Here is a 13,403-nt window from a genome sequence, read left to right as displayed (position 1 = left end):
GGGGGCCATAGCCCCCTCCGCATCACAGGGCGCGCGTCTCATTTGTTTGCAAGCCCTGTCCAGGTTTCATAAATACTATTTTTCTTTCGCTCAAAGCTGTGGCTGTTCGTGGCCTCCTGGATGGCCAGATAGTACCATTGTCCCGGGTCGGCGTTGTCCGGCCATGCCTTCATGCCGGGCAATAAATCTTCCTCCGATCCTGGCTGTCGCCCAAGCACACGGTTGATGATCACAATGGCCTCGGCACGGGTGATGGTTCGGTCCGGGGCAAAAGCCCCATCCCCGGCGCCGTTGACCCAGCCATAGGAGGCCGCGCGGTTGATATCATCCCTTGCCCAATGGTTGGCCGTATCACGGAACAGGTCGCCGCCGGTATAAGGCTCGCTGGCGAACCGGGAAGCGATGGCGGCAAATTCCGCCCGGGTAATGGGCAAATCCGCACCAAAGGTGCCGTCCGTCCGCCCGGCGATGATGCCGGCGCGCGTCAGGGTGGAGACGGCCTCGTTATACCAGTCGGACGCCGCCACATCCGGGAAACTGTTGCTGGAGGCCTCATATTTGGCGCGCACATCGTCCCGGAGCAGCCGGTAGAAAATCATGGCGACCTCCGCCCGGGTGATGTTGTCTTCGGGATGCACCAAGCCGTCGGAGCGGCCTTCAATGTAAGCCATATGCTCCTGGACGTTCAGCCACTGATCCGCGCCGGTCGCACCTGGGGTGGCAATGGGATCGGTTTTATCCTGCGGCTTCTTATTTGAAGTGTGGTTGCCGGAACTGTGCCCGCCGCCCGTATACGTATCATAATAGATCGCATAGGTGGAGAACTTCCGCGCAAATACATAGGCGTAACGCCCGCTTACATAAAAGCTCTCAACCGCGGGCGTGTCGCTGGCTGCGATTTGCCGCAGTTCATCTACCTGCCCGTCGTGATAGCGGAACAGCTGATAGCCGCTTTTGCCTTGCGCCTCATCAGGAAGCGGGATGGCGATCTTCAGCAGTTCTTCCGTCACCGGCACAGGCTCGACCGTGCTCAGGGCGTCCTTCGGCGTGATAATCATGCTGACGGATAGATCGACCAACAGCCCTTGCGCCTTATCGGCAGCCTTTTCCTTGATTTTTGTAATCTCCGCCGTTGCTTTGGCCTCCGCAGCGGTCAGCCTGATTTCCACCGTGCCGCTGCCGTTGATTGCCGCCTGCGCCGCATTGTTTTTGGTGTAGAGATCCGTGTGGAACAGGTCATCCAGCTTATCCACGGCCACCGGGGGCGCGTCGCCCTCGACCTTGACCACGCTCTGCTTGGTGCCTACCCGGACAACCTCCAGCTTAGTGGTCCCGCCGTCCTTGACGGTCACCATCCGGGTCACTTTGTGCGTCCCGTCGGTAGCGACCAGATTGTACTCGCCGTCCTCCAGGCCCGTGAATGTAAAATGCTGCCCGGAGTGAAGGCCGCCTTGGCTGGCCACAATGACATTGCCCATCTCAATGGTAACCGTTATGACCGCATCCTTATCCGGATCTTCCACAGAGCCCTCGATGGCGCCGGTGGGCGGATTCTTGGGCTGGGTCTTAAAGAGGAGCGTTTCACTGGCCGTGTTGCCCGCCACGTCCGTGGCGGTCAGCCGCACCTCATATTCGGCGCCTGCCGCCAGGCCGTTCACCGTTTGCCTGTAAGTGGTTTTACCACTACCAGCCGTGCCAGGATTCAAGGGCGTCCAAACCGTATCCCCCGCCTTGCGGTACGCAAAGCCCTGGGAGGCGATGGGATAGCCGCCCTGCTGTACGCTGCCGCCCAAGGTGACTTTTTGCAAGTCCGTTTTATCGAACAGCGGTTTATCAAGCTGGATGATGGGCGCGGATTTGACGCTGGCGGTCACCTTCAGCACCAGCTCCTCAAAGCCCGGCCGCGTGACCTTGACCTGAATGGGTGTGTCTCCCACCGGGCCGACCTGGGGGATATCGCTCGTCCAGTTCTCCCCTTCGCCCGTGCTGTACTGAACCGTATCGCCTTCCTGGAGCCCGCTCACCGTAACGCCATCGTGCATCTTTTGGTCGTAAAGACCCTCGTAGCCCTTCGCGGTGACGCCATTGATGGGGTTATCGGTAATGGCGAGTGTGCCCGCCACATAGGTAAAGGTGTAGTTGTCGGCCTCGCCGCCGGATGGGGTCAGCTCGTGCGTCCCCTTAGATGTGGGGATGGTACCGGTAATGGTGGGCGCGGCGTATCCCGCTGCGTTTGCGGCGCTCTCGTCGTTTACAAAGCCGGTCACCTCCACCTCCAGTTTCGGAGACGTGGCGGCCCCGATAGTCTCGCCCTTATACGGGGCCGGCAGGGTGGCCGGCGCAATGGTGTACACCTTGGCCGGCGCGGGGTCGGGCAGCCTGTAGTTGGGGTTACCCAGGCCAGTGGCGGTGGCGATGTGCTCGCCCGCGCCCTGCTCCGCCCCGCCGGTAACGGTCACCGCACAGGAATCGTTGGGAACGAGGTTGCTTACCGCCGCGCTGACACTCTTCTCTGTTCCGGTATAGACGAGCCCCGTGTCGCCGCTCCAGGTCAGGACGGCCTCCCTCGGCCTGATCTCCGCGTTGGTGGCTACACCCTTGAGCTCCTTCGTGGACAGGACGTAGTTGTCCGCCGTACCGCCGGAAAGGGTGATATCCGTGATGTCGACCGTCTTGTTCTTGCCCGCCGCGGGGTCGGTAAAGGCGACGCTCCCGCTGGCCGTCAACGTTTCGCCGGTTACCACGCCGGAAAGCGCGAGCGTGCCGGTGGTGGCCAGCTTGCCGTCATACTCCCGGCTGCCGGCCGTGCCCGCCTGCAGCGACGGCGTGACCCTCCTGGCCGTGATGACGATGGGCGCACTGCCGGAGACGTCAGCGTAGTTGGGCTGTTCCACCTTGTAGTAGATCGTGATTTCGCCATCGGTGACGTCTTTAAACTGGTTGTTGCTGGAATTTGTATGGTTCCCATCGGTGTAATACGTCACCGTCGCGCCGCTGGGGATGTTGACCGTGATGCCATGGCTCTTGCCGTCATAAACGCCGGAATAGCCGTGGCTGCTCACGCCGCCGCTCATATCCGCTTTTGTGATGGTGAGCGTGCCGGTTTTAAGCTCGAACGTGTAGTTTTTGGCGCTGCCGCCCGTCAGGCTGATGGTATGCGTAGTCACGTTGGTCGGGATCGGATCGGTGGAGATCGTGGGCGCGATGTAATCCGCCGCGCTGGTGGCGTCCTCGCCGCCCTGGAAACCGGTGACCGCAATTTCCAATGCGGGCTTGTTGCCGAAAACCACCGTTTCGTCCTTGAATTGAGCCGTCAGCTTGGCTGGATTGATAGTATATGCCTTTGTCGCGGCGTCGGGCAAACTGTAATTCCCGTTGGAGAGCGCCGTTGCCGTCGCCGTGTGAGTGCCCACGTCCTTCTCTTTCCCTCCGCTGACTGTAACCGTGCAAATGTCGAAACCCGCACAGTTGGTTACGGAGGCGGTGATATCGGACGGCTGGCCGTCATAGGTGCGGATGCCCGCGTCTTCCCAGTCCAGCGTAGCCGTCAGGGGCGTGATACCCACGCCCAAATCCGCCCCGCCGCTGACCGTGGTAACAGCGAGCACGTAGTTCTTTTCCTGCGTTCCGGTGAGGGTAAGACTGCCGGCGGTAACGGATTTTTTCTCGCCTACGTTCTTGTCCGCGAAGGCGACCGTGCCCGCGTTGAGCGTCACAAAACCCTTGTCGGCATCCAGCACGCCGGTAAGCCCCAGCTTCACCTGATTCTCAGCGTCGACGCTTCCATCGTATATCCGGGTGGGGGTTGCGCTGGCGCTTATGGTGGGCGTCACCTTTTTGGGGTGGATGGTGATGGTGGCGGCACCGGCCTGTTCATCAAAGCCTTTCGCACTTACTTTAAACTGGACTTCCGTCTTGCCGGCCTCGATACGAGCCGGAACTTCCTCACTCCAATTAGTGCCGTCTATACTGTATTGGACCTTGATCTCATTGGGCTTCACGGCGGTATCCTTGTTCTCAACGATCAGAGTGTGGCTCTCTCCGTCGTAATCGCCCTCGTAATCCTTCACCACCACCACGTTAAACTCCCTGGAGAGGACGGTGAAGGTACCGGCAACATAGGCAAACTCATAGTTGGTCGCGCTGCCGTCGGCAGGCGTTATATCCTGCTTTGCCGGGGTGCCGTCACTACCGGGCGTTAGATCCGGTAGCGTCACGGTAGGTGCTGTGTAGTCGTTGCCGAGGCTTGCCGCCGTCTCACCATTTACAAAGCCGGTGACGGAAACGGTCTTGGCAGCATCAGGAATGGTATCTAAATAGATGACTGTCGCGCCGCCATAGGTCGCGGTCAGCGTGGCTTTTTCGATGGTATAGCTTTGGGTATTCGCATTACCTTGGATGGTATAGTTGGTGTTGGACAGGCTCGCCGTAGCGGTATAAGTCCCGGTGTTTACCTTATCCCCACCCGCTACTATTACCTGGCACACGTCGCCCGGCACAAGGCCGCTTGTCACGGTCGCCCGCACGTCGGAAGCGTTGCCGTCATACGTCCTCGTGCCTGTGTTCTCCCAAGTCAGCGCCACCTCCTTGGCGGTGATCTCCGCGCCGGTCTTTACGCCGGATTTCGTCGTGCTGTCCAGCACATAGTTTCCCGCCGCCTTGCCCGACAGGGCGATCCCGGTCACATCCACTGTTTTATTGCTCCCCACATCCTTGGAGGTAAACACGATGGTACCCTTGGCGGTGACGTCATCGTTCCCCACCACACCGTCCAGCGTGATGCTGCCGTTCGCGGTGGAGGTGTTGCCGTCGTAAGGTTTGGTACCAACCGAAACGCCGGCCACCGAGACCGCCTTCCGGTTGATGACGACCTGTGCGGAGCTGGTGATCTCCTGATAGCCCTCTTTTTTCACCTTGTAATAGACGGTATACACGCCCGCATCCTTGAACGCGGGATTTGCCGAAGTATATTCCCCATCCTGCGAGGTGCTGTAGGTAATTTGGGCGTTTGCCGCGTCGCCGGAAAGCGTCACGGAAATGCTGTGCGCGTTCCCGTTATAGGTATCCACGCTGCCCTTGGCAATCACACCGCCCGCCATGCTGGCGTATTGGACGATCAGCGTGCCGGGCACATACTTGAAGTTGTAGTTTTTAGCCGAGCCGCCCGCCGGCGTCAACTCCGCGCTCTGGTAGGAGGCGGCATTGCGGTTCAGCGGCCATGTGACTGTTGGCGCGGTGTAATCGGTGGCAGTTTCCGCCGTCTCGCCGCCCACAAATCCGGTGACCGTCACAAGGAGCTGCGGCTTCTGGCCGAAGGTGATGACCTCACCGGCGTAAGTGGCGATCAGCTCCGCCTTGGAAATGGAGATCGTGGCGCTGCCCTTGCGCGTTGCATAGCCATCTTTGGATACGGCGTAATAGACAGTCTGCGGTGTGTCGACCCCATCGGCGATGGTCACATCTTTGGCTGTCGGCTCCGCGATGGCCGTCGTATAGGTATCATCTGCATAGAAGGTGACCGTGGCGTCGGAGGCGTCGCCGGCTTTGAGGATCCCGATGCCGTGCGCCTTGCCATCATAAACGCCCTTGTAGCCGGTGACCGTCACCAGGTTGTCAAACGGCTTGGCGGTATTGATAGTGACAACCACGGAATCACTCATGAGGTCGCTGCCTATTGCAGGCCGCCGGATTTGGACGTTGGCGCCCTGCCCGGCTTCCAGCGTGCCGCCGTCCGGCCAGGGGTTCCAGGTAAGCCCGCCGTCGGTGGAATACTCGTAATCGCCGGGATCGCCATGCCCTGTGTTCAAAGTGATGCTGCCCATACCGTCCACCGTGTCGGGCTGGGTAACGGTGAAGTCCTCCGTGCTGTCGCCCACGGTGGGCGCGGGCTGTTTAAACACCGCGATCAATGTCGTAGTGCCGGCTATTTCCAGCGATGTAAAACCACCGCCCTGTTCATAGAGCCGGAAGCCGTCGTTTGCCGCCGGCTGCTGCGCGGCGGGGCGGTCTGTCCAGCCCACGAAGGTATAGCCGTCCTTGGCTGGCGCTGGGGTGAATAGGACGTTGTAGGTGCTTCCCTTCCGTGCCACAGAACCGGCGGGGAAGCTGCACGTGCCGCCGTTGGCCTTGTACGCCACGCTGTAAAACATAACTTCCACATCGTCGCCCGCATTGGCCGTATGGGTGAAGCGCACGCCGGTATCGGTTCCGCCTAGCAGCACCGCGTAGCTCCCCGGCGCGCTGACCGCGCCGCTGGCGGTATTATAGGTCTTGGTCCTGCTAGCGTAAGTGGTGGAAATCGGGGCGTCCGTCAGATTGCCGGAGGCATCCACCGGCTGCACCTTAACGGCCTGGCCGGTCCACACCGCGTTATCCTTATAAAGGGAGATGCTGGTAGTGGTGTTAGTAGCCTTGACCCACTGGGCGTAAACCGTCATATTCCCCGTGACGGGGGTCTGATAGGCGTCGAATTTACTGCCGCCGGTCTTTGCCGTATACCAGCCGTTAAAGGTATATCCCGTCCTGGCCGGGCTGGCGGGCAGATTTCCCAGGGTGACGGAGCCGCTTTGCGGCTTACGTACCGAAATTTTACTGGGCGTGGCTACCACGGTCGCGCCGTTGCTGTCGAAGGTCACCGTATACGACGCATCCGGCTCCCACGGGGTGGGGTCTGCGGGGGTATTTTCGGCTTCCTCCTGGGTGATAGGGCCGGGGTTCGTAGGTTTATATGTAATTTCCTCGCCCGGCTTAAATGCCTGCTTCATGCTGATGAAGTAGCCGTAGTCATTTCCGGTGGTGGAGGTGAAGAGGAAACCCTCCGCCCCCAACGAGTATATTTTGCCCGCCTTGGAGACCTGGACGCCGCCTCCCGCATCCGCTTGCTCCACGCTGCTTGCGAACCAGAGGATGAAGGGGTTGCTGGAGTTCCCGGACGGCTTAAAGTAGAAAATCTTGCCGCTGATCTGGGCGCTTGACATCTGGCCGATCGTAACCTTGCTCCCGTTTTTGACCAAGCCGCTGTCGGTAAAGGGGTTGGCGAACTGGAACACCCGGAAGGACTGGCCGGCGCTGGGATAGGCCGGGGTACGGTGGCAGTCGAACACCTGGTACTGGCTGTACCGCCCGGCGAAGATGCCCTCGCCGCTGGCCCATCTTGCGGTGAGCTTGGCAGGGCCGCCCGACAGTGGATAGATGCGGAGCGGGGCGCCGTTTTGGTCATAATACTGTACGCCGCCGGCGTCATAGTATCCCGCGAAGGTGCAGTTCTCCTTCAGCGGCAGGGCGCCGAGGGCGGGCATCATCTGCCCCGCGGTCGCCAGAACCGACGCCGTGCCGGAGGTGCCCCCGTTTTGGTTCAGCGTAACCGTCACCTTGTTGGTGTCGTACTGGGCGGTGAGCGTGAGGTCTTTATCCGCTGTAATCGCTCCGCCCAAGTCATAGGCGTGGCCGTCCTGATCCATCCAGCCGGTGAGGGAAACGCCAGCCTTGGCAAGGCCCGTCACGGCTGGGATGGTGAAGGGCAGGCCAGCCAGCTTTTTATGGCCGGTGGGCAGCGTCGCGCCGCTGCCTCCGCCTGCATCATAGGTGATGGTATACTGCGGGATTTTCGTCAGTAGGTCGTTCGCCGCCGCTTTGGAATCGGCGTGTACGCCCAGGTATGCCCCGTCCTCGGGGCCGAGGACGGCGTTGGCGGCGGGAACCGCGGCCTCGTCAGTCGAGTAGTAGTAGGCCTGGCCGCCGTATTCCATCGTTTTCGCGCCTGTGTTGGCCTGCGGATTACTCACCGAGGTGCCGTCCTCCTTGATGCCAATGACCTGCACCGCCGTCTCCCGGTTGGAGAAAAGGAGCGGCGCCCAGTTCCCACTGTTGGCGGCTGTGCGGTAGTAGCCGCCATAGGCGCTGCCGTAGAGGTCGGACGAGAGCTTCTTATAGTAGCTGATGGCCGTCGTCTCCAAAATCAGCGCGTCATCGCTGTTGTAGCCCGCCCGATAGAACTTAATGCCCTGCGCCGTGGGGCTGCCCGTGCCGATGATCCGCGCGGTTTTGACCGCAGTGCCAGTACCGGCTGTGCCGGCGACAATGGTTTTCTTGTCGGATGACCGCAGGGAGGCGTCGGTCAGCGCGCTTTCGGCGGCGTTGTATGCGGTGGAGCCTTTCAGCTCCATGCCGTCGAGGTTCATTATGCCGCCGTCCGAGGCGGTGGAAATCGCCATGGTAACAGCGGTGCAGTCGATCTGCCCGTTTCCGTTGAGGGCGACCGTAATCGAATTCGTGGTGGAGTGGATTCCGTAGCCGCTGCTTGCGTCGGTGCTCTTCGCCGTCACCCGCGCGCCGTCGCGGATGGTTATCGCTCTGCCGCAGACGATCCCATAGCCGGTATCGTTGGTTTGGGCGGTGGGGATGTTGCCGCCGGTGGCGGCCACCACGCTGTCGCCCTGAATGGTCAGGGCGCCGCCCACACAAATGCCGTCGCTGCTGCAGGAGTATTGTCCGGTATGGCTGGTATTGCCCGCCGTGGCGGTGACCCTGCCGCCGTCGATCGTCAGATCGCTGCCGGCGTAAAAGGCGTAGGAGCAGGACATTTTATCCGCCGGAGCGTTGCCGCTTTTCGCGGTGACCGTACCGGAAATCACGCTGGCTCCCACTTTTGCGCTCTGCGCGAAGATCACGACGCCGTAGAGGTAGGAACCGTAATTGGAGGAAGCGCTGGCGTCGGCGGTCAGCGTCGCCCCGCGCTCCACTACCAGCATGCCCTTGTAGCTATCGGCGTCGGTGGTTGATTGTAAGCCGCATTGCACGCCCCGGGCCATGCGGCTGGCGGCGGAGCATTTGGCGGTGACGTTTGCCGTCTCCGCGATGGTCAGCGTTTTCTTGGTATAAATGCCGATACTGTAATAGTCGACGTAACTCGTTACGGAGCCGCCCTGCACCTCCAGGCTGCCGCTGCCCTTGATGGTCAGGGAGCCGTCACAGTGGACGCCGTGGGTGTTGATCGTGCCGCTATAAATGCTGGTCGCCCGATTGCTGTTTTTCAGCACGACGGTCGTCCCGTCCGGCACTGTAATCGCCGTAGCCGCCGAGGTGGTAAAGTCCAGGCCGTCCAGCACCAGCGTTTTGGCGGCATAGGTGCCGCCGCCCGCACCGTACCACGCCCAGCCCTTATCCGTGCTGGACGAGTTGACGGCCGTGCCGCCGAAGGGTACGCCGTAGTTCCAGGCGTTCGCACTCTTGGTAAAGTCCAGCGTAAAAGTCTGCGTCGCGGGAGTGATCTTTACGGTCTTCTGTTCTGTACCGTTTGCCACGAACTGCGTACCGCCGCTCAGCGTCGCGGTATTATTCAGGGACGCCTCCGCCGTGTTATAGGTGGGGGAGCCTTTGGCGGTCATCCCGTTCAGGGTGATACTTGCCGTGTGGCCGCCGGTAGTAGTATCCGCGCGGATGGCCGTCGTGTTGCCGGTGGCATAGACGATCCCGCCGGTCACGCGCATCTGCGTTTTATAGTAGGCGTAAATACCCTTGCCGCCCCCGGCGCCTCCGTTGCAGTTCACTGTGACCCTGCCGCCGGAAATCTTGATGGCGTCGGCATCCCCGCCGTTGCCCACATGGATGCCGGTGGAATCGCTGGTTGCGTGGCTGCCCGTAGCGGTTACGTTCAGCGCACCGCCGGAAACGGTCAGATTATTCGCCAGGTTGATGCCGCGGGTGTAATTGCCGCTCGTGCCTTCGGAGCTCACCGTCACCGTGGGGTTTCCCGAAATCGTCAGGGAATTGCCGCGCAGCCCCATGACCTGCTTGCCGCTTTTGGCGGCGATCTCCACCCGCGCGGTGTCCCCGATGTTCAGGGTAACCATATAAAGCCCGTAAGAGACCCCATCCTTGCTGGTCACTTTTCCGCTAGTCGCCTTGACCACCGCGTCCCCGCCGATAACAGCGGTCTTGCCAGTGGCCGAAGCCAGGATTCCGAGGCTGTATCCGTCGAGGCTAGTGTTCTGTGTGCCTGTGACATCACCCGCCGTGGCGGTCACAACGCCGCCGGTGATGGTCAGGTTTCCGACCCCCTGGCTGATGCCGTGGGATGAGGCGCGCTTCTCGATTCCCCCGCTTGCCCCAACGCCCGCCGCGTTGCCCGCGGTGGCGGTCACGATACCGCCGGTGATGGCCAGATCGCCGCCATTGAGCATCCGGATGCCGTACGAGCCGCTCTGCGCCGCGCTTGCATAGGTCGCGTTGCCCGCAATGGCGGTCAGCTTCCCGCCGCTGATTTCGCCGCCCATTGCGCCGATCATGACCGCGGTGGAGAGGTATCCGCTGTCCTCAGACTTGGCGGCCAGCGTGGCGTTATCCTGCAAAATTAGGCCTTTACAGTCCACGCCATAGGTAAATGAACTTACCGTGATCGAACGGACCGTGCCGCTTGCGGCGGTAATGGAGACGTTTTCCTTCAGGGTAAGCGTGCCCGCAATCTGTAAGCCGGTTGTGTTATAGCCGCCGTCGCTGCCGGCCATTCCCTGGCCGCCCCTGACATACAGGCTGCCGTCCCCCCGGAAGGTGATGTTGCTCTCGCCGGTGCTGCTGCCGCCATAGATCCCCTGCGTATGGCTGGTATTGCTGGCGTACTGGGACGCCACCCTGTTTTCGCCCTTTACCACAACGGTAGCGTTGGCCGGAAGCTTCATCGCCATGGCCGAACCGGTTTCAAAGAAAAGCCCGTCCATAACAAGGGTGTTTGCATCGTAACCGTCCCCGGCTGTGCCGTACCATGCCCAGCCCGCCTCGTTCAGCGCGTCGGTGTTCGCACCCGTGCCGCCGAATGCTTTACCGTATGTCCATGCGCCCTGCGCGGCGGTGAAGTCCAGCGTAAAGCCCTGCACCTGATAGACATAGACGGTGTCCGCGTTGGGTGAGGCCATGGCCGGCGTGCCGTCTGTCACCTTGAAGCAGGAGAGGTTATTGTGGACGTCGCTGGTATTGCCGCCGGCATAATGCTTAAAGATCGCCACCTCTTCAAGCGAGAAGATTGAAGCGTTCTCGCTGGCAGAGCCGACGGCGCGCATGTTGCCGCCCAGGGTAATGCCGCTGTTTCCACTGCCGGCAACCACCGCCCCGCCGGATTTTGCTACATCGCTGCTCCAGCCCTGCGCAAAACTGCCGCTGGCATACAGCGTGCCACCCTTAATGTTGACGGAGGCGTAGATACTGGTGCTGGCAATATTCTTATAGGCGTAAACGCCCCGCCCATTCCCGGCGGTTGCAATTGCCGTGATATGCCCGCCTTCAATATTGATAATGGAGCTGGAACCACCGGTCGTTGTGCCGACATAAATCCCGTTGCTTCTCGCCTCGGCGTACAGCTTGCCGGAGCCGCCCTTAAAGGTCAGCGTGCCGCCCTGCTCTCCCGCGATACGGATCGCGGTTGTCCCCGAGACCACGCGGTTGTCCGAGCCGTCCGCCAGCACGACGGTGGAACCCTTGGGCAGAATAATTGCATTGTCATTGGTGGTAGTAAAAGTAAGGCCGCTCAGCACCAGGGTTTTGGCGCTATAGCCGTCCGCCGCGGTGCCGTACCATGCCCAGCCCATTTCCGGGCTGGATGAATTGGTGTTTGTGCCCCCAAAAGCCGCGCCATAGTTCCAACCGCCGGCGCCCCTGGTAAAGTCCAGGACAACGCTTTCCGCAGCCGGCGCGGCAGCGTTTACCTGTGCCAGCGTATAGAGGGAGAAGTGCGCGGGAGTTATGGTGATTTCACCCTCGTCCGCTTTTACCTCCGCCGCTACCGGTTCAGCGGCGGAAAGGTCGTCCTCCACATGGTAGACTTCCATTGTCTGCCCGCCGCCCGCCGCCGGGAGTTCAATATTACGGAAGCTGACGGCGACGGCCTCGGCCGCAGTCATCCCTTCGGGCAGGGTTGGCTGCAATTCCACCTCCCTGCCCTCGGCGTCCAAACCCATTACCTTGATGTCAAAGGTCACAGTTTCCAGGAGCTTGGGCTTGGCAGCCTCTTCACTATCCCCGTCCAGCGGGGCGGGCGCAGAAGCGTCCAGCGCGGTCTGGATGGCCGTTTCAATCTGCTCGATTTTTTGTGTTTCTATAATTTTTTCTACGCGCAATCTGGCGTCCGCCGGGAACACGCCTGCCTGCGCCGTCAGGGTGATTTCCATATCATCCACCGTTTGGGTCAGGGTTAGGGCGCGTTGGCCTCCAGAAACGACGTCCTGCCCTTCGGCGGTAACGTCCTGACCGCCAGAAACGATGTCCCGGTCTTCAACGATGATTGTAACGGAAGGCATGGTAATGCCTTCTGCAAGAGTATACTCTTGCGGCAATATTGCCGTGAAAACATACGTTCCAGCCGTATCCGGGTCATAAGCGGGGGACGCCCGCCAACCCGCCACGATGGGAACGGCCTTTATGCCCCCGTCACCCGGTGCCGGAGGCAAAGTGCCGTCGGTCTCCGCAGGCTCGGTCTCCACAGGTTTGGCTTCTGTGGGTGCGCTTTCTGCAGGTGCGCCTTCTCCCGGTTCGCTTCCAGCCGGGTTTTCTTCCTCCACTACGGGAGGCGGCACAGGCGCCGCCGGTGTGGCCACATATGCCGTGAGCGTCTCCGGCAGAAGGAGATCCTCCTGCAGCGTGCCCAGCGGCACCCTCTGTTCCGCCGCCGTCTCCGCCAGCGGCTCAAACGCCTGGATTTCGATGGAGCCCTCCGCCGCCATGGCCGGGAATGGCAAGCAAGTGCCAAGCATCATCAGGGCAACCCAAAAGGATACCACCCGTTTTCCCGAGGAATTACGTTCCCTCTTTCTCATATCCATCCCTCAACTTCCCTTTTTGCATCCTCTTCCAGCCCGGCTTTACCCGCCGCGCCAACCGCTGCCCGGATCGCGGCGGCGGTAACGGGGTAAGGCAGGAACCCGTTGATCCCCTTTTGTTTAAAAACGCCCCTAGGCGTTTTTTCGTCCGTCACGAGAAAGACTTTCGCATGGGGCCGATAGAACCGCACGCCCTGCGCCACCCGGAGCCCGCTCAGCCGCTTCATATTCACACGCGTAAACACCATGCTTACCTCTGCGCGGAAGCTGTACTGCACGGCCAAGGCGGGAACGCTGAAATCCACGACTTTCTCTTTGGGAAAAACTTCCCGCAGCTTATCGGCCAGCCCGGTAAGCCCCTCGGGGTGCGTGTCCACCGCCAGGATCGTCATAACGCATCAAACTCTCCTTTCTGTGGTCAGAACAGGCTTTCGCATGGGGGCGCCCCATTGCGAAAGAATCCCCTAGGGAATCCATGCTCGTTTTGCGTATTTGCCTTGTATTTTGTGATTTTATCATAATAAAAATGCTTGCGGCGCGTTTTGTGACGAGTGGCCTCGTTCCCGTGACGAATAGGCGGCGTGGATAGAAAAAGGC

General features: G+C 60.8%; 2 protein-coding genes. Both read right to left on the bottom strand.

Going from position 1 to position 13,403, the window contains the following annotated elements:
• Window positions 1-38: 38 nt before the first annotated feature.
• Window positions 39-12,803, bottom strand: a complete 12,765-nt coding sequence (locus CZ203_RS09040; protein WP_143436184.1) for a YDG domain-containing protein — start codon at window positions 12,801-12,803, stop codon at window positions 39-41.
• Entirely contained in the window at window positions 12,800-13,198 is a 399-nt protein-coding gene (locus CZ203_RS09035) for a response regulator (RefSeq protein WP_087065779.1), read from the bottom strand. The genes CZ203_RS09040 and CZ203_RS09035 overlap by 4 nt, the downstream gene beginning before the upstream one ends.
• Between the last annotated feature and the right edge of the window lie 205 nt (window positions 13,199-13,403).

It is taken from the genome of Intestinibacillus massiliensis (assembly GCF_900155735.1).
Taxonomy (GTDB): domain Bacteria; phylum Bacillota; class Clostridia; order Oscillospirales; family Butyricicoccaceae; genus Intestinibacillus; species Intestinibacillus massiliensis.
This window is presented reverse-complemented; position numbering and strand designations above follow the sequence as displayed.